The following is a 20,900-nucleotide window of genomic DNA, read 5'->3' on the forward strand; positions in this document are numbered from 1 at the left end:
ATACGGATTTCCGAGCACCCCGATGAGGGTGCTAGAGTTTCACTCGTTGCAAGGGCCTGTGGCGCAGTCTGGTAGCGCACCTCGTTCGCATCGAGGGGGTCTGGGGTTCAAATCCCCACAGGTCCACCGCACACACGAGATCCCGTCCGATCGCAAGATCGGGCGGGATCTCGTCGTTTTCCGGTGGTGTTTCTCGAGGTCCCCCGGAGAGCGGCGAGCCGGTGCCCCCCGGCCCGGCGCCCGCCCGGCCGACCACCCGGTAACCTGGGCCTTCCTCGCTCACCCGCCCTTCCGGTGACCGCTGTTGAGGGCTGCGCGGGTCAGGTGGCGGGGGTGCCTGTTCGTGGTTCCGTAGGAGGGCGCACTGTGACAGCCGGTATACCCAGCTCCCGCATCGACACCAGCAAGCCGCACCCGGCACGGGTCTACGACTGGCTGCTCGGCGGGAAGGACAACTACCCGGTCGATCAGGAGGTCGCGGAGAAGCTGCCCGCCGAGGCGCGGGCGAACGCGGCGCGTAACCGGGCTTTCATGCGCCGGGCCTCCGCCTGGCTGGCCGAGCAGGGTGTCGGTCAGTTCCTGGACATCGGGACCGGCATCCCCACCTCGCCCAACCTCCATCAGATCGTCCAGGCCGTCACCCCGGGTGCCAGGGTCGTCTACGCGGACAACGACCCCATCGTGCTGCGTCACGCGGAAGCGCTGCTGGTGAGCCACCCCGACGGCGCGACCGACTACATCCACGGGGATGTGCGGCAGCCGGAGGCGATTCTCGAACAGGCGGCGCGGTCACTCGACTTCGGGAAACCCGTCGCGCTGTCCCTCATCGCGCTGATGCACTTCCTGCCCGACGAGCAGGATCCGTACGGCATCACCCGCACGCTGGTCGGGGCGCTGCCTCCGGGGAGCTTCCTCGTGCTGTCGCACGGGACCGCCGATCAGCATCCTGAGCTCAAGCAGGAGACGGAGTCCGCGTACAGGAAGGGTGCGATCGCGCTGCGCATGCGTTCACGCGCGGAGGTCGAGCCGTTCTTCGAGGGGCTGGAGCTCGTCGAGCCGGGGCTGGTCACGGCTCCCGAGTGGTACCAGGAGGAGCCCGCGCCGGCGTACGAGCGGAGCGGGTTCTACGTGGGTGTGGCGCGGGTCCCCTAGGAGGGCTGTCCCAGCGGCTTGGCCATGCAGATGCTGCTGTCGTACGTACGGTAGTGCCCGAACTTCTCGCAGGGCGTGTAGCCGCTGGAGGTGTACAGCGCGATGGCCTCGGGCTGCTGGTCGCCGGTCTCCAGGACCATGCGCGTGCGGCCGGCCGCACGGGCGTCTTCCTCCAGGGCGGCGAGGATACGGCGGGCGAGACCCCGGCCGCGGCCCTCGGGGATGACGAACATCCGCTTGATCTCGGCGTCGCCGTCGGAGTAGCCCTCGTCGTTCTGCTCCTGGCCGCGCCAGCCGCCGGTGGCCACAGGACGGTTCTGCTCGTCGTAGGCGAGCAGATACAGTCCGCGAGGCGGATCGAACATGGTGGCGTCGAGCGGTGTGATGTCGCCCTCGTCGCCGTAGCGCTCGGCGTATTCGAGCTGCACCTGGTCGTTGAGTTTCACGGCGTCGGGGTGGTCGAAGGGCCGAGGGTGGATATTCATGCGCGCCATAGTACATGTATGCAGTCGCTATGTGTAGGTACTGTACCTGGATGCTGACTGTTACCACCGTGAACGTGAACGGGCTCCGTGCCGCCGCGAAGAAGGGCTTCGTCGAGTGGCTGGGGCAGACCGAGGCCGATGTGATCTGCCTTCAGGAAGTCCGCGCCGAGGCGCAGCAGCTCCCCGAAGAGGTGCGTGAGCCCGAGGGTTGGCACGTCGTGTTCGCCCCGGCTGCGGCCAAGGGGCGTGCGGGGGTCGCCGTCTACACCCGGCACGCGCCGGAGCGCGTCCAGATCGGGTTCGGCCGGTTCGACGTGCCGGGGTGTGAGGAATTCGACACCTCCGGCCGCTATGTCGAGGTGGACCTGCCGGGTGTGACGGTCGCCAGCCTCTATCTGCCGTCCGGTGAGGTCGGCACGGAGAGGCAGGAGGAGAAGGAGCGCTTCATGGCGGCTTTCCTCCCCTATCTCCAGGGCCTGAAGGTGCGGGCGGCGGCGGAGGGGCGCGAGGTGGTCGTGTGCGGCGACTGGAACATCGCCCACCGCGAGGCCGACCTCAAGAACTGGAAGGCCAACAGGAAGAGCTCCGGCTTCCTCCCCGAGGAGCGGGAGTGGCTGACCCGGGTGTTCGACGAGGCCGCGTACGTCGATGTGGTCCGCGCGCTGCACCCGGAGGAGGAGGGGCCCTACTCCTGGTGGTCCTATCGAGGAAGGGCGTTCGACAACGACGCCGGGTGGCGCATCGACTACCACGTGGCGACCCCCGGTCTTGCCGGGCGCGCGGTGAAGGCGTGGGTGGAGCGCGCCGAGACGCACGGCGAGCGGTGGAGCGACCACGCGCCGGTGACGGTCACCTACGAGCGCTGACCGGCCACGCGCCGGTGACGGCCGCCTACGGGTTCTGATCGTCCTCGCGCAGCCGCCGGTCCAGGGCCATCGACAGCTCGGCGTCCACCACCGCCTGGGCGAGCGTGCGCAGTTGCTCGGGCTCGGTCTGTGCGGTGTGGGTGCGCAGGACGCGTACGAAGAGGTCGGCGAGGGCGTCGGCGTGCTCACGGACCTGGCGACCGGCGGTGAGTACGGCATCGAGCGGGACCCCGGCCCGCACCAGTTCGGAGGACGCCTCCAGCAGCCGGCGGCTGATGTGGACGATCTCGTCGCCGTCGATGCCGAGATAGCCCAGCTCCATGGCGGCGGCGAGGTTCTCCGCCGTGGCCTGGTCCTGGAAGTAGTCGGCGAGCTGCTCGGGCGTGAGCCGGACCGGGGTCTCCTCGGTCGGTTCGCCCAGGCCCAGCACCTCGGCGACGTCGCGGCCGCTGTCGAAGGTGCTGGCGAGGTCGGCGATGCCGTTCAGGGTGTGGCCCCGCTCCAGCAGGCCGGTGACGGTGCGCAGCCGGGCCAGGTGGTGGTCGTCGTACCAGGCGATGCGGCCTTCGCGGCGAGGTGGCTGGATCAGGCCGCGCTCCCGGTAGAAGCGCAGGGTGCGCACGGTGATGCCGGCCTCCTCGGCCAGCTCCTCCATGCGGTACTCACGGTGCTCGCGTCCTTCAGCCACACCCGCACCCTATGTTGTACCGCCGGTAACTTTCCTCGGTCCTACCCCTACCCATCGGTACGGCACTGCCCTACTCTCCCAACAATGCCAGTGATTGCTGGCAGAGTCGTGTCACGTACCGCGGGGAGGCGGCAGCATGGCCCAGCACGAGCATGTACGAGTGGCGGTGATCGGATCCGGATTCGGGGGCCTCGGAGCCGCGGTCCGGCTCCGCCGCGAAGGCATCACCGACTTCTTGGTCCTCGAACGCGCCGGTGCCGTCGGCGGCACCTGGCGGGACAACAGCTATCCGGGCTGCGCCTGCGACGTCCCGTCCCACCTGTACTCGTTCTCGTTCGCGCCCAACCCCGACTGGCCGCGCACCTTCTCCGGGCAGCAGCACATCCGCGCCTACCTGGAGCACGTGGCCGACACCTTCGGGCTGCGCCCGCACATCAGGCTGAACCACGAAGTCTCGGTCATGCGCTGGGACAACGACGAGCTGCACTGGGTGATCGAGACGGCCAACGGCGCCACGATCACGGCCGACGCCGTCGTGTCCGCCACCGGTCCGCTCTCCGACCCGAAGCTGCCGGACATACCGGGGCTCGCCGAATTTCCCGGCAAGGTCTTCCACTCCGCGCAGTGGGACCACGACTACGACCTCAGCGGCAAGCGCGTCGCCGTGGTCGGCACCGGTGCCTCCGCGATCCAGATCGTCCCGGAGATCCAGCCGAAGGCCGGCCGGCTCACCCTCTTCCAGCGGACCCCGCCGTGGGTCATGCCCCGCATGGACCGCGCCATCAGCGGTGCCGAGAAGTGGCTGCACCGGGCGCTCCCCTTCACGGCCACCGCGCGGCGCGGACTCCTGTGGGGCATCCGGGAGTTGCAGGTGGGCGCCTTCACCAAGCACCCCAACCAGCTCGGACTCGTCGAGACGATAGCCAAGTCGAACATGGCGCGGGCCGTCAAGGACCCCGCGCTGCGGGCCAAGCTGACCCCTTCGTACCGCATCGGCTGCAAGCGCATCCTGCTCTCCAACGCCTACTACCCGGCGCTCGCGCAGCCGAATGTGGACGTGGTCGACTCCGGCCTCTCCGAGGTGCGGGGTTCCACGCTGGTCGGGTCGGACGGCACGGAGACCGAGGCCGACGTGATCATCCTCGGCACCGGCTTCCATGTGACGGACATGCCGATCGCGACCCGGGTCGTCGGCGCCGACGGCATCACCCTCGCCGAGTCCTGGAAGGACGGGATGCAGGCGCTGCGGGGTGCGACCGCCGCCGGCTTCCCGAACTGGATGACGATCATCGGCCCCAACACGGGGCTCGGGAACTCCTCGATGATCCTCATGATCGAGTCCCAGCTGAACTACATGGCCGACTTCATGCGCCAGCTGGACGTCCTGGGCGGGCGCGTCGCGCTCGACGCGCGGCCGGCCGCCGTGGGCGCCTGGAACCACCGGGTCCAGGAACGGATGAAGCGGACCGTCTGGAACACCGGCGGCTGCACCAGCTGGTACCTCGACGCCGACGGGCGCAACACCACGGTCTGGCCGGGCACCACGGCGGAGTTCCGGCGGGCCACCCGCTCGGTCGACCTGGGCGAGTACGACGTCGTCCGTCCTCCCGCCGTCCACTCCGCGGCACAGGCCGTGACCGAGGAGGCCGCACGATGAGCAGGCTGACCCAGCGGGCGGAGACCCCGCTCATACCCGTGGCCGCACGCGAACTGAGCGTCGTCTCCGCCGACGGGTCTCGCATCCACGTCGAACTGCACGGACCCGAGGACGCCCCCGCCGTGGTCCTGGCCCACGGCTGGACCTGCAACACCCGCTTCTGGGACGCCCAGGTGCGGGACCTCGCGGTGGACCACCGGGTCGTCGTCTACGACCAGCGGGGCCACGGGCGTACGCCCGACCCCGGCCCCGGCGGCTACAGCACGCGGGCGCTGGCCGACGACCTGGAGGCGGTGCTGAAGGCCACGCTCGCCCCGGGGCAGAAGGCCGTGCTCGGCGGACACTCCATGGGCGGGATGACGCTGATGGCGGCGGCCGGCCGCGCCGCCGTACGGGAGCACGGGGCGGCCGTGCTGCTGTGCAGCACCGGAAGCTCGCGCCTGACGGCGGAGTCGCTGGTGCTCCCGCTGCGGGCCGGCGCCCTCCGGACCCGGATGACCGCGGCGGTCCTCGGTGCGAGCGCGCCGCTCGGGCCCGTCAACGCGGTGTCGAGGCGGATTCTCAAGTACGCCACGATGGGGCGCGGTTCTGCCCCGGAACGGGTGGATGCCTGTGCCAGGATCGTTCACGCGTGTCCTCGCAGGGCACGTGTCGCCTGGGGGCATGTGCTCGCGGAGCTCGACCTCGAGGCGCGTCTGCGGGAACTGCGGCTCCCTACCGCGGTGATCGCGGGTGCGGAGGACCGGCTGACGCCGCCCGTGCACGCGAGGGCCATCGAGGCGGCGCTGCCGCAGAGCCTCGGGCTCACCGAGCTGGCGGGCATGGGCCACATGACGCCCGTGGAGGCGCCGGAGGCGGTCACGGCGAAGCTACGCGAGCTGGTGGCCTTGTACGTCACTGTGGACGGTGCGGGCAGTGCGGCGGAAGCCGTGAGCGAGGAGGAGGTCGCATGAGCGGCAGGCGGAGTCTCGAAGGACAGGTCGTCGTCGTCACGGGCGCGGCGCGGGGCGTGGGTGAGCTGCTGGCCCGCAAGCTGTCGGCGCGCGGCGCCACGCTGGCGCTCGTCGGCCTGGAGCCGGACGAGCTGAAGAAGGTTTCGGAGCGGCTGCACTCACCGAGCGACCACTGGCACGCGGACGTCACCGACCATGAGGCGATGAGCCGGGTCGCCGAAGAGGTCAAGGCGCGCTTCGGGAAGATCGACGTCGTGGTCGCCAACGCGGGCGTCGCCACCGGAGGTCCGCTCGTGGACTCCGACCCGGTGGCGTGGCGCAGGGTCATCGAGGTCAACCTGATAGGCGGCGCCGTGACGGCGCGGGCGTTCCTGCCGGTGCTCATCGAGAGCCGTGGCTACTTCCTCCAGATAGCGTCGCTGGCGGCCATCACCCCGGCGCCGATGATGAGCGCGTACTGCGCGTCCAAGTCGGGTGTGGAGGCGTTCGCGCACTGCCTGCGCGGCGAGGTCGGCTACCGGGGCGTGAAGGTCGGGGTCGGCTACCTGTCCTGGACCGACACGGACATGGTGCGCGGTGCCGACGAGGACGACGTCATGCGGGAGTTGAGGCAGCGGCTGCCGTGGCCGACGAACCGCACGTACCCCCTCGGCCCGGCGGTCGACCGGATCGTGGCCGGGATCGAACGGCGCTCCGCGCATGTGTACGCCCAGTGGTGGCTGCGGGGGATGCAGTCGATCCGGGGGTATCTCCCGGCAGTGATAGGGGCGGTCGGACAGCGCGAGATGAAGCGCTTCGGGTCCCGGCTGGACGGTGTCGGCAAGGGGCTCGTGGGGGCCGGCGGCGAGGCCGACCAGAAGGCGCGAGTGCAGCGCGGATGATCGAAATGCGGTGAATGTCCGGGTGTGTAAGTCTGAGCGAGGTCCCACCGGGGCCGACCCCACGCACCCACATAGGAGTGAACAGCATGGGCATCGCAGACCAGTTCAAGGACAAGGCGCAGGAGCTCGCCGACCAGGCCAAGCAGCAGAAGGCGGGCGGCAAGCGGGACGAGGCGCGTGAGCGTTCCGCCGACGCCCCGCGCCGTCCCCAGGGCAAGGCCCAGGGCCAGGCCCAGGGCCGTCGGCCCGAGGCGCGGGACCGCGCGCAGGACGCTGCGGACCGGACGCGTGAGCGTTCTGAGCGCTGACGGCTGACGCGTCTAGCGTCCGCGGTCTGTTGGGGCGTACCCGGGTTTCCGGGTACGCCCCTTCCGCGTGCGCAGGGTGCGGTGCGCGTGCGGTGACAGGGCGGGCCTGCGCGGCGCGGGTCTCGGGGCTCCGCCCCGGACCCCGCTCCTCAATCTCCCCCAGACTTCGTCCGGGGGGACCCCCAAGGGGCTGACTACGGCTCGGCCGCGCTATCTCGGGGGCAGGGGCGGTCGGCGCAGGTTCGGGGCCGTGTCGTAGGAGGGGGGTGTGGACGCCGGGTGGGCGGCCAGGAGGTCCAGGGCGATCCTGACCGCGTCGTCCAGCACCGCGTGGCGGCCCTCCGCCCAGTCCAGCGGGGTGCGCAGCGCCTCCAGGTCGGGCTCGACGCCGTAGTTCTCGACGGACCAGCCGTACGTGTCGAACCAGGCCGCGTTCATCGGCACCGTGATCACCGTGCCGTCGCCGAGCTTGTGCCGGCCGGTCATCCCGACCACGCCGCCCCAGGTGCGCTGTCCCACCACGGGTCCCATCTTCAGCAGCCGGAACGCGGCCGTGATCATGTCCCCGTCGGAGGAGGTGGCCTCGTCGGCGAGGGCGACGACAGGCCCCCGGGGCGCGTTGGACGCGTAACTGACGGCCTGGGCGTTGCGGGTCAGGTCCCAGCCGAGGATGGCGCGGGTGAGCTTCTCGACGACCAGCTCGCTGATGTGGCCGCCCGCGTTGCCCCGTACGTCCACGATCAGCGCGGGGCGCGACACCTCGAGCCGCAGATCACGGTTGAACTGGGCCCAGCCGGAGCCGCCCATGTCGGGGATGTGCAGATACCCGCACTTCCCGTGGCTCAACTCCCGTACGACCTCGCGGCGTTTGGCCACCCAGTCCTGGTAACGCAGCGGGCGCTCGTCGACCAGGGGGACGAGTGCGATGCGCCGGGACCGGCCGCCGCACTCGCCCCCGGCCGGGCGGAACGTCAGCTCCACCGTGGTGCCGCCGGCGGCCGTCAGCAGCGGGTATGGCCCCGCCACGGGGTCGACCGGCCGGCCGTCGACATGGGTGAGTACGGCGCCCTCCCGGATCCCCGTACCGGCCAGCGGCGACCGGGCCTTGGAGTCGGAGGAGTCGCCGGGCAGGATCCGCTGCACCGTCCAGTCCCCGTCCCGGCACACGAGGTTGGCGCCCAGCAGCCCGATCGCCCGCTGGTAGTGCGGGGGGCCCTCGTTGCGGCGGGCGGGGGAGACGTACGCGTGGGAGGTGCCCAGCTCACCCAGGACCTCGCGCAGCAGGTCGGCGAACTCGTCGGGGGAGGCGACCCGTTCGACCAGCGGGCGGTACTGCTCCAGTACGCCCTCCCAGTCGATGCCGCACATGTCCGGTTCCCAGAAGTAGGACCGGGTGATGCGTCCCGCCTCCCCGTACGCCTGGCGCCATTCTGCCGCCGGGTCGACGTCGTGCAGGATGCGGCGCAGGTCGAGGAAGACGGTCGTGTCGTTGTCGCCCGGCTCGTTGGACGGCACGGCGCGCAGCTCGCCGTCGTCCATGACGACCAGCCGCGTCGCGTCGCCGCTGACCGCGAACCAGTCGAGGTGGCCGACCAGTTCGGTCTTGCGGGCCTTGGCGATGTTGAAGTGTTCCAGTGTGGGCCGGCCCGACATGTCCGCCGGGTTCGCGAAGGTCTCGCCCAGCGCCCCGGAGATCGGCCAGCGCAGCCAGACGAGGCCGCCGCCGCTGACCGGCTGGAGTCCCGAGTACTTCGACGCGGAGACGGGGAACGGGGTCACCCTGTTCTCCAGCCCCTCGAACTCCACCATGACCGTCGGCCCCTCGACCGTGCCCTCGGGGATGTCCACCGGGTCCAGGCCGCCCGCCGCTGGCCTGCCGTCCGGGAGCAGGGCGAAGGGGGAGGGGGTGGCGGAAGTGAGGGGGACCAGATACGGGCGGCAGCCGAGCGGGAAGGAGAGGTCGCCGGTGTGGACGTCGTACACCGGGTCGAATCCGCGCCAGGAGAGGAAGGCGAGATAGCGGCCGTCGCCCGTGAAGACGGGGTTCTCGTCCTCGAAGCGGCCGTTGGTGACATCGACTATCACCGGGGCGTCCGGGCCGGTGATCCGGGCGAGCTTGATCTGCCGCAGCGACCGGCCGACACCGGGGTGCGACCAGGTCAGCCAGTGTCCGTCGGGGGAGAACGCCAGATCGCGGACCGGGCCGTTCACGGAGCGGATGAGCTCGGTGACCCCGGCCCCGGTGTCCGTGACCCCCACGTCCTTGGCCTCGGCCTCCACGATGCTGCCTTCGACGCGCCCGCTCTCGAGGTCCTCGATGACCTCGACGACTTCGACGACCCCGGCCTCAGCCTCGTCCGCCGTGTCCAGGAGCAGCAGCCGGCCGTCGTTCGACGCGATGGCCAGCCGCTCGCCCTCCGGGTCGGAGATCAGCTCATGGACCCTGCCCAGCCGCCCGGCGGCCAGCCGGCGGGGCGGGCGGTCGCCGCTGGCCCGGGGGAGGTAGGCGATCTCGACCGCGTCCTCCCCCTCCGCGTCCGTGACGTACGCGACCTGGCCGCTGCTGCCGAGCATCTCCGGCAGCCGGACCCTCACCCCAGGGGTGTCGGCGATCGTGCGGGCGGGGCCGTCACGGTGGGTGAGCCAGTACAGGCTGCCGCGCACGGAGACGGCGCTGGCCCGGCCCGTCTCGTCGACGGACAGCGAGTCGACATGGCTGGACGCCGGCACCTGGTACGTACGCCGACCGGTGCGGGGGCCTCCGAGCCGCACTTCCAGCTTCCGGGGTACCGCGTCCGGTGACTCCAGGTCCTCGACCAGCCACAGATCACCGGCGCACTGGTAGACGACCCTGCTGCCGTCGCTGGAGGCGTGCCGGGCGTAGAACGCGTCGTGGTCCGTGTGCCGGCGCAGGTCGCTGCCGTCCATCAGGCAGGAGTACAGATTGCCGACGCCCTCGTGGTCGGAGAGGAAGGCGATCCGGCGCCCGACGAACATCGGCGCGTCCAGGTGCCCGCCGATGTCCGGCAGCAGCCGCTCGCCGTGGAGCCAGAGCCGGCCGGTGGCGCCGCCCCGGTACCGCTTCCAGGCCGCCGGCTCGTGCGGCGGCTTCCCGGTGAGCAGAAGGGTGCGGCGCTCGCCGTCGATGTCGGCGACCGCGATGTCGGAGACGGGCCCCCAGGGGAGCTTGCCACCGGGGCTGCCGTCGGTGGGGACGCTGTACGCCCAGGAGAAGTACGAGAACGGCTGATTGTGCGAGGACACGGCGAGGATCTGGGACGAGTCCCCCGGATCGGGGCTCCAGCCGCAGACCCGGGCGTCGGTCGACCCCCAATAGGTGAGTCTGCGGGCGGGCCCGCCGTCGACGGGGGCGAGGTGGATCTCTGGATCCAGCGTGCGCCAAGTCGTGTAGGCGATACGGCCCCCGTCGGGCGAGAAGCGCGGATGACTGACCCTGGTCCGGTCGACAGTCAGCCGCCACGCCCGGCCGGGCCGCTGCCCCGCCGGGGCGAGAGGGGCGACCCAGAGGTCGTCCTCCGCCGCGAAGCAGAGCAAGTCCTTGTGGAGGTGCGGGAAACGGAGATACGCGACGTCGTCACTCACCCTCCAATGCTTTCCGTGTGGAGGGCCCGCGGCAACTTGTGGTGCAGGACACAAGAGAAACTGTCCCGTTTCGCTCGGGTAGGGGAGTACCTTCAAGGTGTACGAAACAGTTTCGTTCTGTTAGTTGATCTTCGGCTGACGTACGATCCAGCGGACGCGAGGAAGAGGAGGTCGACCCATGGCGCGCAGCCGGCTCACGCCCGAACGCGAGAGCGAGCTGTACTCCGCCGTGCTCGACCTGCTCGGCGAGGTCGGCTATGAAGCCCTGACCATGGACGCCGTGGCCGCCCGCACCCGTTCCAGCAAGGCCACCCTCTACCGCCAGTGGGGGAGTAAGGCCGAGCTGGTCGTCAAGGCACTCCGGAACGACAAGCCGGTGCACCTTGCCGATGTCGACACCGGTTCGCTCCGCGGTGACTTCCTCGCCGTGATGGGGCAGACCGACGACTGCAAGATGGAGAAGAACTCCGCGCTGCTGCGGGGTCTGAGCCATGCCGTCCACAACAACCCCGATCTCTTCCAGGCGCTGCGCGAGCTGCTGATCGAGCCGGAGATCACCGGTCTCGGATCGATGCTCCAGCGAGCCGTGGACAGAGGCGAAGTGCGTGCGGACCATCCGGCGCTTCCCTATGTACCGCACATGATGATCGGCGCGTTCGCCGCTCGTGAACTGGTCGAGGACCGGCCTGTCGACCAGGCCTTCCTCACCGACTACGCGGAAGCCGTGGTGTTCCCCGCCCTCGGCGTCTGACGTCCCCCTTTACCCGTAAGACCGTCTCCCCGACGCTCCACCTGACACGCCGCTCTCGTCGTCGGGCTGGTTCCTCACGCCCTCTTCCACTCAACGACCTGACCGGGAGTACCCCTCCGTGGCTACATTCCTGTACAAACTGGGACGGCTCGCCTTCCGGCGCCGCCGTTACGTCGCCCTCATCTGGGTGGCTCTGCTGGCGCTGGCCGGATTCGGCGCCACCTCCGCGGCCACCGCCACCTCCAGCTCCTTCTCGATCCCCGGCACGGAGGCCCAGCGCGCCTTCGACCTGCTGGATGAACGTTTCCCCGGAGGCAGCGCCGACGGTGCGACCGCCCGGGTCGTCTTCAAGGCGCCCGAAGGCGAGAAGGTCACCGCGGCCGCCGACAAGGCCGAGATCCAGGAGATCGTCGGCAAGCTGAAGTCCGGCTCGGACCAGATCGCCTCGGTCGCCGACCCGTACCAGGCGAACGCCGTCAGCAAGGACGGCTCCACCGCGTACATCTCCGTCTCCTACAAGGTGAGCTCCATGGAGCTCACCGACGGGACGCGTGAGGCTCTGGAGGACGCCGGCCACGACGCGCAGAGCAGCGGCATGAAGGTCGAGATCGGTGGTGACGCGCTCCAGGTGATGCCGGAGACGGGCGTCACCGAGATCATCGGCGTCGCCATCGCCGCCGTCGTGCTCGTCATCACCTTCGGCTCGCTGATCGCAGCCGGGCTGCCGCTGCTGACCGCGCTCATCGGGGTGGGCATCGGGGTCTCCACGATCACCGCGCTGGCCAACGTCCTGGACCTGGGTTCCACCACCTCGACCCTCGCGATGATGATCGGCCTCGCGGTCGGCATCGACTACGCGCTCTTCATCGTCTCCCGCTACCGGGCCGAACTGGCCGAGGGCCGGGAGCGTGAGGAAGCGGCGGGACGTGCCGTCGGAACGGCCGGGTCCGCGGTGGTCTTCGCGGGCCTCACCGTGGTCATCGCTCTGGTCGGCCTCGCCGTCGTGAACATCCCGATGCTGTCCAAGATGGGCTTCGCCGCCGCGGGCACCGTCGCCGTCGCCGTCCTCATCGCGCTGACCCTCGTGCCGGCGCTGCTGGGCTTCGCGGGGAAGCGGGTCATGGGACGCAGGGCGCGCAAGGCCGCCGAGGCGGAGAACAAGCCCGAGGCGAAGCCGAACATGGGCACCCGCTGGGCACGGTTCGTGCTGCGCAGGCCTGTGTGGGTCCTGCTGGCCGGCGTCATCGGCCTCGGCGCCATCGCCGTACCGGCAGCCTCGCTGGAGATGGGTCTGCCGGACGACGGCGCCCAGCCGAAGTCGACCACGCAGCGCCAGGCGTACGACATGCTCTCCGACGGCTTCGGTCCCGGGTTCAACGGTCCGCTGATGGTCGTCGTCGACACCACGAACAGCTCCGACGGCAAGGCCGCGGTGAACCGGGTCTCCGACGAGATCGAAGGCTCCGGCGGAGTCGCCGCCGTCACCCCGGCCACCTTCAACAAGGCCGGCGACACCGCGACCATCACGGTCATCCCCAAGGACCGGCCGAGCTCCGTCGAGACGGAGAACGTGGTCCACGCCATCCGTGACGCGGGTGAGGACGTCAAGAGCGACACCGGTGCCGAGGTGCTGGTCACCGGCGCCACGGCCATGAACATCGACTTCTCGCAGAAGATGAACGACGCGCTGCTGCCCTACCTGGCGCTCGTCGTGGGTCTGGCCTTCCTGCTCCTGATGGTGGTCTTCCGCTCGGTTCTCGTCCCGCTGAAGGCGGCCCTCGGCTTCCTGCTCTCGGTGGTCGCGGCTCTCGGTGCCGTCGTCGCGGTCTTCCAGTGGGGCTGGCTCGGATCGCTCTTCGGGGTCGAGCAGACCGGTCCGATCATGAGCATGATGCCGATCTTCATGGTCGGTGTGGTCTTCGGTCTCGCGATGGACTACGAGGTCTTCCTGGTCACACGGATGCGTGAGGCGTACGTCCACGGGGAGACGCCCGGACAGGCGATCGTCACCGGCTTCAAGCACGGGGCCCGGGTGGTCACGGCGGCCGCCGTGATCATGATGGCCGTCTTCGCCGGCTTCATCGGCTCCTCGGAGCAGATGATCAAGATGATCGGCTTCTCGCTGGCCATCGCCGTCTTCTTCGACGCCTTCGTCGTACGGATGGCCATCGTGCCGGCGGTGCTCGCCCTGCTCGGCAGGCGTGCCTGGTGGCTGCCGCGCTGGCTGGACCGTGCGCTGCCCAACGTGGACGTAGAGGGCGAGGGCCTGCGCAAGGACCTCTCCGAGGACGGTCCGGCCGAGGGCGGCGGGGAGCGGGAGCTGGTCCGCGTCTGACCCGCCCGAGACCCCGGGGCCCGCGTCCGAGCGGAGCGCGGCCCCGGAGCGCCGGTTACCTGTGGGGACGGGGGACCGGGGCGATGATGAGCCCCCGTGCACACGGCACGGGGGCTCATCCCTGCTCAGGCGGGGGTGGCGGTGGCGGCCGGCGGGCGCTTCGCCGTCTGTGCGCGGATCCGCGACAGGAAGCGGATGACGGGGGCGATGTCGAACTGGAGGACGGCGACACCGTCCGTGGAGTGCAGTTCCAAAATCAGCTGGGCCCGGCCGCACGGCCATATCCGTATGTCGCCGCGGGTGATAGGGGAGCGCACCCCGCGTTCCAGGAGGTCGAGGTCGAAGGTCCGGTCGGCGCCTCCGGGGAGCCGGACACGGACGGTCCCCGGATCCTCGGGGTCGCAGCGCAGTTCGACGGGGACCGGCCGGGGGTCCGGGCCATCGATGATGAGCCGGGCTCGGGCGTGTTCTTGGATCACGAGGGACATGGCCGGCTCCTCCTGTGCGAAAAACTCTCCCCCTAATGTCCCATATATTCCTATTTGGGCATGTTGGGGGTTGGGGTAGTTGTCGTCCCTGCGCTCTTGCGAATTATTTGCAACAGGGCTCTATCATGGAGCGTTTCCCGACCCCGCCAGCAGTAACGCCCGAAGCGGAGCCACTCCATGCATGTACCCGACGGTTTCATCAACGCACCCGTCTCCGCCGTCGCAGGTGTCGTCGCCGCAGGCGCGGTCGCCGTCGGTCTCCGCGGTGCCCGGCGTGAACTGGACGAGAGGACCGCCCCGCTGGCGGGGCTCGTGGCCGCGTTCATCTTCGCCGTGCAGATGCTGAACTTCCCGGTCGCGGCGGGCACCAGCGGACACCTCCTGGGCGGGGCCCTGGCCGCGATCCTTGTCGGCCCCTACACGGGGCTGCTCTGCATAGCGGTCGTCCTGCTGATGCAGGGGATCCTCTTCGCCGACGGCGGCCTCACCGCGCTCGGCGTGAACATCACGGTGATGGGGGTCGTCACCACCGTCGTCGCCTACGCACTCTTCCGCGGGCTGACCCGTGTGCTGCCCCGCACCCGCCGCTCGACGACCGCCGCCGCCTTCGTGGCCGCGCTCGTCTCGGTGCCGGCCGCCGCCGTCGCGTTCACCCTCATATACGCGATCGGCGGCACCACCGACGTACCCATCGGCAAGGTGCTCACCGCGATGGTCGGCGTCCATGTCCTGATCGGCATCGGGGAGGCGGCGATCACCGCGCTGACCGTCGGTGCCGTGATCGCTGTGCGCCCCGACCTGGTGCACGGTGCGCGCGGTCTCAGCGCCCCGCTCAAGCTCCGCATCGGCGGTGAACTCGTCGACGCACCGGCGGCCGCCCCCTCGCCCGCCCCCGTCGCCGCCCGATCCACCCGCAAGGTGTGGGCCACCGGCCTGGCCGCCGCGCTCGTCCTCGCGGGCTTCGTCTCCTTCTACGCCTCCGCGAACCCCGACGGCCTGGAGAAGGTCGCCGCCGACAAGGGGATCGACGAGAAGGTCCGGGAACACGGTGCGGCGGACTCCCCGCTCGCCGACTACGGCGTCAAGGACATCACCGACGCCCGCCTCTCCGGCGGCCTCGCCGGAGTGATCGGCGTAGGTGCCACCGTCGCCGTCGGCAGCGGCGTCTTCTGGGCCGTGCGCCGACGCCGGGCGCCGGAGGCCACCGAGCCCCGCACCACCGAGTCCGTCTGACATGGGAGCCGGACACGCCCACAAGCTCTACCGGCACGGGCACTCGCCGGTCCACGCCCTGCCGCCACACTGCAAGCTCGCCGCCGTCCTCTGCTTCGTCGTGGTCGTCGTCTCCACCCCGCGCGAGGCCGTCTGGGCCTTCGGGCTGTACGCCGTGCTGCTCGCCGCTGTCGCCGCGGTGGCCCGGATCCCCGCCGGATTCCTGCTGAAGCGGCTGGTCATCGAGGTGCCGTTCGTGGCGTTCGCGCTGCTCATGCCGTTCGTCGTGCCGGGGGAGCAGACCGAGCTGCTCGGTGTCTCCGTCAGCGTCCCCGGCCTCTGGGGCGCCTGGAACGTCCTCGCGAAGGGCACCCTCGGCGTGGCCGCCTCGGTGATCCTCGCCTCGACCACCGAGCTGCGCTCCCTGCTGCTCGGCCTCCAGCGGCTCCGGCTGCCGCCGCTGCTCGTCCAGATCGCGTCCTTCATGATCCGGTACGGCGACGTCATCACCGACGAGCTGCGCCGGATGTCGATCGCACGGCGCTCCCGGGGTTTCGAGGCGAGCGGGGTGCGGCACTGGAGCGTCCTCGCCAAGACGGCGGGCGCCCTCTTCATCCGGTCCTACGAGCGCGGCGAGCGCGTCCACCTCGCGATGGTCAGCCGCGGCTACACCGGCACCATGCCGGTGATCGACGAGGTGACCGCGTCCCGCACCCAGTGGGCGCACGCCGCGGCACTCCCCGTGCTCGCCCTTGTCGTATGTCTGCTGGGATGGACCGTATGAGCCTGCCCACCGCCCCCGCGCCGTCCCTCGAGGTCAGCGGCCTCGCCTACGCCTACCCCGACGGCCATCAGGCCCTCTTCGGCGTCGACCTGACCGTGGCCCGCGGTGAACGCGTGGCGCTGCTCGGCCCCAACGGCGCGGGCAAGACCACCCTCGTCCTCCACCTCAACGGCATTTTCGACGCGGGCGCCGGCACCGTCCGGGTCGCCGGGCTGCCGGTGGAGAAGCGGCACCTCGCCGAGATCCGCCGCCGTGTCGGCATCGTCTTCCAGGACCCCGACGACCAGCTCTTCATGCCGACCGTCCGCGAGGACGTCGCCTTCGGGCCCGCGGCGGCCGGCCTGCGCGGCCCCGAGCTGGAGGAGCGGGTCATGACCGCGCTCGAGCAGGTCGGCATGGAGGAGTACGCGGCGCGGCCCCCGCACCACCTCTCCTTCGGCCAGCGCCGCCGGGTCGCGGTCGCCACCGTCCTCGCCATGGAGCCGGAGATCCTCGTCCTGGACGAGCCCTCCTCGAACCTGGACCCGGCCTCCCGCCGTGAACTCGCCGACATCCTGCGCTCCCTGGACGTCACCGTGCTGATGGTCACCCACGATCTGCCGTACGCCCTCGAACTCTGCCCACGCGCCGTCATCCTCAGCGACGGGGTGATCGCCGCCGACGACCGCACGCACGACCTCCTGTGCGACGAAGGCCTCATGCGCAGGCACCGGTTGGAGCTGCCCTTCGGCTTCGACCCGCGTTCCGTGTCCGTGCCGCGTTCGTGAACAGGAGGTGACCCGCCACCCGTTCCACCTGCGGCGCGATGCACCATGGGGGGATGAGCGGGAGCGCGGTAGCAGGTGTGGACGTACGGGGCACGGTGGCGCCGGGATTCGAGGCGGTACGGGACGCTTTCGTCCGTAACTTCGAACAGCGCGGGGAACGGGGCGCGGCCGTGGCCCTCTACCGCCACGGCCGCAAGGTCGTGGACCTGTGGGCCGGTACGAGAGATGTCGACGGCACCGAACCCTGGGCCGTGGACACCGTCCAGATCGTCCGCTCCGCCGGCAAGGGAGTCGCCGCCGCCGTGCCGCTGCTGCTGCACCAGCGCGGACAGGTGGACCTCGACGCCCCCGTCGGCACGTACTGGCCGGAGTTCAAGGCGAACGGCAAGGAGCGCGTCCTCGTACGCCACCTCCTGGCCCACCGGGCCGGGCTGGCCGCTCTCGACCGGGCGCTGACACCCCAGGAGGCGGCGGACGGCACCACCGGAGCCGCGGCCGTCGCCGCCCAGCGGCCCCAGTGGGAGCCCGGCGCCGACCACGGATACCACGCCCAGACCTACAGCTGGCTCGTCGGCGAACTGGTGCGCAGGGTCACCGGGCGCACCATCGGCCGCTGGGTCGCGGAGGAGATCGCACGCCCGCTCGGCCTGGACTTCTGGTTCGGGCTCCCGGCCGACGAGGCGCACCGCATCGGGCGGATCGGCCCCGTCGAACCCCCGCCGGCCGAGGGCAGCGGTGCTCTGCGCATGCGCCCCAAGCGTTCCGTCGTCGACGCCTACGCCGATCCGGCCTCGCTGACCCGCCGCGCCTTCGGAGCGATCGACCCCTTCCCCGACGAGAACGCCCCGGACTACCGCGCGGCGGAACTCCCCGCGTCCAACGGCATCGCCACCGCGCGCGGCCTCGCCCGCTGCTACGCCGCGATGATCGGCCAGGTCGACGGGGAGCGGCTGTTCGCCCCCGCCACCCTCACCCTGGCCCGCACCGAGGAGTCAGCGGGGCCGGACCGTGTGCTGGTCGTCAGCACCCGCTTCGGCCTCGGCTACATGCTGCACGGCCCTGCGGCGCCGCTGCTCGCCCCAGGATCGTTCGGACACCCCGGGCGCGGTGGTTCGCTGGGCTTCGCCGACCCCGAAACGGGCATAGCGCTCGGCTATGTGACGAACGGTCTGCAGAAGGGAGTTACCGCCGATCCCCGTGCCCAGGCCCTGGTCCGGGCAGTACGGTCGGCGCTATGACTCCTCGCCTCGACGGATACGCCGCCCTCCTCACAGGCGCGGGACAAGGCATCGGGGCGGCCACCGCCCGCCGGCTCGCCTCCGAGGGGGCGGCCGTCCTCGTCACCGACCTGGACGCAGACCGCGCCGAGCGCACGGCGGCCGGGATACGCGCGACGGGCGGCACCGCCGAAGCCCTGGCCTGCGACGTGGGCGACCGGGCGGCGGTCGAGGCAGCGGTGGCCCACGCGGCCGCCGCCTTCGGGAGGCTCGACGTCCTGGTCAACAACGCCTACGCCGACCATGTGGACGCCCCGCTCTTCGAGGACGAGGCGGACGAGGTCTGGGCCCGCAGCCTCGACATCACCCTGACCGGCCCCTACCGCTGCTCCCGCGCCGCACTGCCGCACCTGGTGGCCTCCGGCCGGGGCTCCGTCGTCAACATCGGCTCGGTCAACGGAGAACAGGACTTCGGCGGCCACGCCTACAGCGCCGCGAAGGCGGGCCTGGCCAGCCTGACCCGCACCCTTGCCGGCCACGCCGGACCCCGCGGCGTCCGCGTCAACCTCGTCGCGCCCGGCACGGTCCGTACGGACGCCTGGGCGGGCCGCGAGGCCGAGCTGGAGCGGGCCGCCGCGCTCTACCCGCTCGGGCGGGTCGGCGAGCCGGACGACATCGCGTCCGCCGTCGCCTTCCTCGCCTCCCAGGACGCGGCCTGGATCACCGGCACCACACTGCGGGTCGACGGCGGCCTGCTCGCCGTCAACACGGCCTTCCGCGCGGCGATGAACGGGGACCAGGAAACCCGGTAGCCGGAGCCCCGGCCCGCTGCCTACCCTGCCCGGATGATCGACCACGGACTCATGGACCGGACCGGCCGGCGCGTCACCCTGCGCCCGGTCGACGACGCCAACTGGCGTGCGGTCGCCGACATCGCGCCCCTCGACGCCCAGCGCGCCCACGCTCCCGCACTGGCGGCCCGCTATCTGCTGCTGACCCTGCGCGAGGACACCTGGCACTCGCTCGCGGTGTACGGGGACGACGCCGTGACCGGACACGTGATGTGGGCCAGGGACGAGGACGGCTCGTACTGGATCGGCGGAATGCTCGTCGACGGCCCCGAACAGGGCCGGGGCGTCGGCCGCGCCGTCGTACGCACGCTGGCCGGGTGGCTGGCGGAGCAGGAGGGCTGCGAGGTGCTCCGGCTCTCCTACGATCCCGTCAACACGGCGGCCGGAGAGCTCTACACCTCGCTCGGCTTCCGGCCCACGGGCGAGGAGGAGGACGGCGAGGTGGTCGTGGAGCTGGCGGCATCGGCCGTACGGTGACGTCCCGCCGGCCCGCCCCGCTCAACTCGTGTGCAGCATCAGGCCGATGCCGACCACCATCAGCCCGGCCGCGGCGATCCTCGGAGCCCCGAACCGTTCCTTGAAGAACAGGGTCCCTATCGCGGCGCCCACGATGATCGAGGACTCGCGGAGCGCGGCGATCGGGGCGAGAGCCGCCTTCGTCTGCGCCCAGAGGACGAGACCGTACGCGGCGACCGACAGGGCGGCTCCCAGCAGCCCCCGCGCGGCGAACGGGGTGAGCTGGGGGAACAGTTCACCCCGGCGGCGCCAGAACGCGTAGGCGGGGATGGCGATCCCCTCCAGGATCATCAGCCAGGCGATGTAGCCGAACGGTGTTCCCGAGGCGCGCACCCCCACACCGTCGACCGTCGTGTAGCCGGCGATGGCCAGACCCGTCGCGAGGGCCGCCAGGATCGCCGGCCAGTGGGGGCGCTTGCCGGAGCCCCGGATGCCCCACAGCGCCAGCCCCACGAGCCCCGCCGAGGCCACGGCGACACCCGCCGTCGCCCAGCCGTCCGGGCGCTCCCCGACGAACACGGCGGCAAGGACCGTCACGACGAGCGGGGCCGTGCCCCGGGCGATCGGATACATCTGGCCGAAGTCGCCCAGGGTGAACGAGCGCATCAGCAGCAGCATGTACGCCACGTGAAGACCCGCGGAGACGAGCAGGTACGGCCAGGCACCGGCGGCCGGGAGCGGGGCGAAACAGGCCAGGAGGAGCCCGATCAGCGCCCCGCCGCCGGAGATCAGGGTGAAGGACACCAACTGGTCACGTATGGCGTGGGCGATGGCGTTCCAGCTGGCGTGCGTGATCGCGGCGGCCAGGACGGCCGCCGCCACCAGGGGGGTCACGCGGTTCGCTCGCGGACGTCCACGAGAGTGCCGCCCGCGAGCTCGACCAGGCTCCCGGGGTCGAGCGGGAAGACCGTGTGCGGGGTGCCCGCGGCCGCCCAGACCGTCGTGTGGCCGAGCAGCCCCCGGTCGGCCAGCACCCGGGTCTTCGTACGGTGCCCGAAGGGCGGGACCCCGCCGATCGCGTACCCGGTGGTCTCCCGGACCAGATCGGCTCCGGCCCGCTTGACCTCTCCGGCGCCGAGCTCGGCCCTCACGCGCTCGACGTCCACCCGGGAGGAGCCGTCCATCAGGACCAGGACGGGGACACCGTCCGCCTCGAAGATCAGGGACTTGACGATCTGGCTGAGCTCGCAGCCGATCGCCGCGGCGGCCTCGACCGCGGTGCGTGTGGCGTCGGGGAAGCGGCGTACCTCGACGTCCAGGCCCAGCTCCCGCAGTGCTTCGGCGAACCGGGGGTGGGCATCGGACGAGGTCGTGGAGGGGGTGGTCCCGGAAGTGCTCATAGGCGCACGCTACTGAACGGTCCTGGGGTCGGACCACGGCGTCCCC

At 71.2% G+C, this 20,900-nt stretch carries 20 protein-coding genes and 1 tRNA gene; 15 read left to right on the forward strand and 6 right to left on the reverse strand.

The window, feature by feature from the left end; genetic code table 11:
* Window positions 1–52: 52 nt before the first annotated feature.
* Window positions 53–126: transfer RNA gene (locus ACIQM3_RS33085), tRNA-Ala, on the forward strand.
* Between the two features lie 240 nt (window positions 127–366).
* Complete coding sequence (locus tag ACIQM3_RS33090; protein ID WP_401630930.1) at window positions 367–1,152, forward strand: SAM-dependent methyltransferase; 786 nt, start codon at window positions 367–369, stop codon at window positions 1,150–1,152.
* Here the strand turns inward: ACIQM3_RS33090 and ACIQM3_RS33095 are convergent.
* Window positions 1,149–1,637 carry a GNAT family N-acetyltransferase gene (locus ACIQM3_RS33095; RefSeq protein WP_401630932.1) on the reverse strand — a complete coding sequence of 163 codons (489 nt, stop codon included), beginning with the start codon at window positions 1,635–1,637 and terminating at the stop codon, window positions 1,149–1,151. The two genes, ACIQM3_RS33090 and ACIQM3_RS33095, sit on opposite strands and share 4 nt — an antisense overlap.
* Before the next feature lie 50 nt (window positions 1,638–1,687).
* Between ACIQM3_RS33095 and ACIQM3_RS33100 the strand changes: the two genes are divergently transcribed.
* Window positions 1,688–2,503, forward strand: a complete 816-nt coding sequence (locus ACIQM3_RS33100; RefSeq protein ID WP_401630934.1) for an exodeoxyribonuclease III — start codon at window positions 1,688–1,690, stop codon at window positions 2,501–2,503.
* Window positions 2,504–2,528: 25 nt separating this feature from the next.
* Here the strand turns inward: ACIQM3_RS33100 and ACIQM3_RS33105 are convergent, their stop codons facing one another.
* A complete protein-coding gene (locus ACIQM3_RS33105) occupies window positions 2,529–3,158 on the reverse strand; it encodes a MerR family transcriptional regulator (RefSeq protein WP_401631264.1) in 630 nt (209 codons plus the stop codon).
* Window positions 3,159–3,327: 169 nt separating this feature from the next.
* Between ACIQM3_RS33105 and ACIQM3_RS33110 the strand changes: the two genes are divergently transcribed.
* From ACIQM3_RS33110 to ACIQM3_RS33125, 4 genes are all read left to right on the forward strand, one after another.
* Window positions 3,328–4,848, forward strand: coding sequence for a flavin-containing monooxygenase (locus ACIQM3_RS33110; RefSeq protein ID WP_401630936.1), 1,521 nt, complete (start codon window positions 3,328–3,330; stop codon window positions 4,846–4,848).
* Entirely contained in the window at window positions 4,845–5,801 is a 957-nt protein-coding gene (locus ACIQM3_RS33115; protein ID WP_401630938.1) for an alpha/beta fold hydrolase, read from the forward strand. Before ACIQM3_RS33110 ends, ACIQM3_RS33115 begins: the two co-directional genes overlap by 4 nt.
* A complete protein-coding gene (locus tag ACIQM3_RS33120; protein ID WP_401630940.1) occupies window positions 5,798–6,682 on the forward strand; it encodes an SDR family oxidoreductase in 885 nt (294 codons plus the stop codon). Before ACIQM3_RS33115 ends, ACIQM3_RS33120 begins: the two co-directional genes overlap by 4 nt.
* Before the next feature lie 86 nt (window positions 6,683–6,768).
* Complete coding sequence (locus tag ACIQM3_RS33125; protein ID WP_401630942.1) at window positions 6,769–6,990, forward strand: hypothetical protein; 222 nt, start codon at window positions 6,769–6,771, stop codon at window positions 6,988–6,990.
* A 210-nt stretch (window positions 6,991–7,200) separates the two neighbouring features.
* Here ACIQM3_RS33125 and ACIQM3_RS33130 read toward each other — a convergent pair whose 3' ends face one another.
* Complete coding sequence (locus ACIQM3_RS33130; RefSeq protein ID WP_401630944.1) at window positions 7,201–10,593, reverse strand: S41 family peptidase; 3,393 nt, start codon at window positions 10,591–10,593, stop codon at window positions 7,201–7,203.
* A 178-nt stretch (window positions 10,594–10,771) separates the two neighbouring features.
* On the opposite strand from ACIQM3_RS33130, the gene ACIQM3_RS33135 reads away from it, so the two are divergent.
* Together ACIQM3_RS33135 and ACIQM3_RS33140 are read left to right on the forward strand one after the other, a co-directional pair.
* Window positions 10,772–11,344: a TetR/AcrR family transcriptional regulator gene (locus ACIQM3_RS33135; protein ID WP_401630946.1), complete on the forward strand. Its 573-nt coding sequence runs from the start codon at window positions 10,772–10,774 to the stop codon at window positions 11,342–11,344.
* Between the two features lie 118 nt (window positions 11,345–11,462).
* The gene (locus ACIQM3_RS33140; RefSeq protein ID WP_401630948.1) at window positions 11,463–13,679 is read left to right on the forward strand and encodes an MMPL family transporter; all 2,217 of its coding nucleotides are present in this window, start codon (window positions 11,463–11,465) and stop codon (window positions 13,677–13,679) included.
* A 125-nt stretch (window positions 13,680–13,804) separates the two neighbouring features.
* On the opposite strand, the gene ACIQM3_RS33145 is transcribed toward ACIQM3_RS33140, so the two are convergent.
* Window positions 13,805–14,167 carry an SsgA family sporulation/cell division regulator gene (locus ACIQM3_RS33145; RefSeq protein ID WP_401630950.1) on the reverse strand — a complete coding sequence of 121 codons (363 nt, stop codon included), beginning with the start codon at window positions 14,165–14,167 and terminating at the stop codon, window positions 13,805–13,807.
* Between the two features lie 177 nt (window positions 14,168–14,344).
* Here ACIQM3_RS33145 and ACIQM3_RS33150 point away from each other — a divergent pair, with 177 nt between their 5' ends.
* The 6 genes from ACIQM3_RS33150 to ACIQM3_RS33175 all read left to right on the forward strand — a co-directional run bounded on the left by ACIQM3_RS33150 (window position 14,345) and on the right by ACIQM3_RS33175 (window position 19,475).
* A complete protein-coding gene (locus tag ACIQM3_RS33150) occupies window positions 14,345–15,400 on the forward strand; it encodes an energy-coupling factor ABC transporter permease (RefSeq protein ID WP_401630952.1) in 1,056 nt (351 codons plus the stop codon).
* A gap of 1 nt (window position 15,401) precedes the next feature.
* On the forward strand, window positions 15,402–16,163 hold the full coding sequence (cbiQ, locus tag ACIQM3_RS33155; RefSeq protein WP_401630954.1) for a cobalt ECF transporter T component CbiQ: 762 nt from the start codon (window positions 15,402–15,404) through the stop codon (window positions 16,161–16,163).
* Window positions 16,160–16,930: an energy-coupling factor ABC transporter ATP-binding protein gene (locus ACIQM3_RS33160; RefSeq protein ID WP_401630956.1), complete on the forward strand. Its 771-nt coding sequence runs from the start codon at window positions 16,160–16,162 to the stop codon at window positions 16,928–16,930. Before cbiQ ends, ACIQM3_RS33160 begins: the two co-directional genes overlap by 4 nt.
* 77 nt (window positions 16,931–17,007) lie before the next feature.
* Entirely contained in the window at window positions 17,008–18,168 is a 1,161-nt protein-coding gene (locus ACIQM3_RS33165; protein WP_401631267.1) for a serine hydrolase domain-containing protein, read from the forward strand.
* The gene (locus tag ACIQM3_RS33170) at window positions 18,165–18,959 is read left to right on the forward strand and encodes an SDR family NAD(P)-dependent oxidoreductase (protein WP_401630958.1); all 795 of its coding nucleotides are present in this window, start codon (window positions 18,165–18,167) and stop codon (window positions 18,957–18,959) included. Before ACIQM3_RS33165 ends, ACIQM3_RS33170 begins: the two co-directional genes overlap by 4 nt.
* Window positions 18,960–18,992: 33 nt before the next feature.
* A complete protein-coding gene (locus ACIQM3_RS33175; protein ID WP_401630960.1) occupies window positions 18,993–19,475 on the forward strand; it encodes a GNAT family N-acetyltransferase in 483 nt (160 codons plus the stop codon).
* A gap of 21 nt (window positions 19,476–19,496) precedes the next feature.
* On the opposite strand, the gene ACIQM3_RS33180 is transcribed toward ACIQM3_RS33175, so the two are convergent.
* Both ACIQM3_RS33180 and ACIQM3_RS33185 read right to left on the reverse strand, forming a co-directional pair.
* The gene (locus tag ACIQM3_RS33180; protein ID WP_401630962.1) at window positions 19,497–20,348 is read right to left on the reverse strand and encodes an EamA family transporter; all 852 of its coding nucleotides are present in this window, start codon (window positions 20,346–20,348) and stop codon (window positions 19,497–19,499) included.
* Window positions 20,345–20,854 (reverse strand): YbaK/EbsC family protein, encoded by a 510-nt coding sequence (locus ACIQM3_RS33185; RefSeq protein WP_401630964.1) that lies wholly within the window; start codon window positions 20,852–20,854, stop codon window positions 20,345–20,347. Before ACIQM3_RS33185 ends, ACIQM3_RS33180 begins: the two co-directional genes overlap by 4 nt.
* Window positions 20,855–20,900 lie beyond the last annotated feature (46 nt).

It is taken from the genome of Streptomyces sp. NPDC091271 (assembly GCF_044757505.1).
GTDB lineage: Bacteria > Actinomycetota > Actinomycetes > Streptomycetales > Streptomycetaceae > Streptomyces.

Excerpts from the sequence above, each read along its gene's own strand:
- ACIQM3_RS33095 (WP_401630932.1), bottom strand. The coding sequence starts at position 1,637 with ATGAATATCCACCCTCGGCCCTTCGACCACCCCGACGCCGTGAAACTC.
- ACIQM3_RS33100 (WP_401630934.1), top strand. The coding sequence starts at position 1,688 with ATGCTGACTGTTACCACCGTGAACGTGAACGGGCTCCGTGCCGCCGCG.
- ACIQM3_RS33105 (WP_401631264.1), bottom strand. The coding sequence starts at position 3,158 with ATGGAGGAGCTGGCCGAGGAGGCCGGCATCACCGTGCGCACCCTGCGC.
- ACIQM3_RS33110 (WP_401630936.1), top strand. The coding sequence starts at position 3,328 with ATGGCCCAGCACGAGCATGTACGAGTGGCGGTGATCGGATCCGGATTC.
- ACIQM3_RS33115 (WP_401630938.1), top strand. The coding sequence starts at position 4,845 with ATGAGCAGGCTGACCCAGCGGGCGGAGACCCCGCTCATACCCGTGGCC.
- ACIQM3_RS33120 (WP_401630940.1), top strand. The coding sequence starts at position 5,798 with ATGAGCGGCAGGCGGAGTCTCGAAGGACAGGTCGTCGTCGTCACGGGC.
- ACIQM3_RS33125 (WP_401630942.1), top strand. The coding sequence starts at position 6,769 with ATGGGCATCGCAGACCAGTTCAAGGACAAGGCGCAGGAGCTCGCCGAC.
- ACIQM3_RS33135 (WP_401630946.1), top strand. The coding sequence starts at position 10,772 with ATGGCGCGCAGCCGGCTCACGCCCGAACGCGAGAGCGAGCTGTACTCC.
- ACIQM3_RS33145 (WP_401630950.1), bottom strand. The coding sequence starts at position 14,167 with ATGTCCCTCGTGATCCAAGAACACGCCCGAGCCCGGCTCATCATCGAT.
- ACIQM3_RS33150 (WP_401630952.1), top strand. The coding sequence starts at position 14,345 with ATGCATGTACCCGACGGTTTCATCAACGCACCCGTCTCCGCCGTCGCA.
- cbiQ (WP_401630954.1), top strand. The coding sequence starts at position 15,402 with ATGGGAGCCGGACACGCCCACAAGCTCTACCGGCACGGGCACTCGCCG.
- ACIQM3_RS33160 (WP_401630956.1), top strand. The coding sequence starts at position 16,160 with ATGAGCCTGCCCACCGCCCCCGCGCCGTCCCTCGAGGTCAGCGGCCTC.
- ACIQM3_RS33170 (WP_401630958.1), top strand. The coding sequence starts at position 18,165 with ATGACTCCTCGCCTCGACGGATACGCCGCCCTCCTCACAGGCGCGGGA.
- ACIQM3_RS33175 (WP_401630960.1), top strand. The coding sequence starts at position 18,993 with ATGATCGACCACGGACTCATGGACCGGACCGGCCGGCGCGTCACCCTG.
- ACIQM3_RS33185 (WP_401630964.1), bottom strand. The coding sequence starts at position 20,854 with ATGAGCACTTCCGGGACCACCCCCTCCACGACCTCGTCCGATGCCCAC.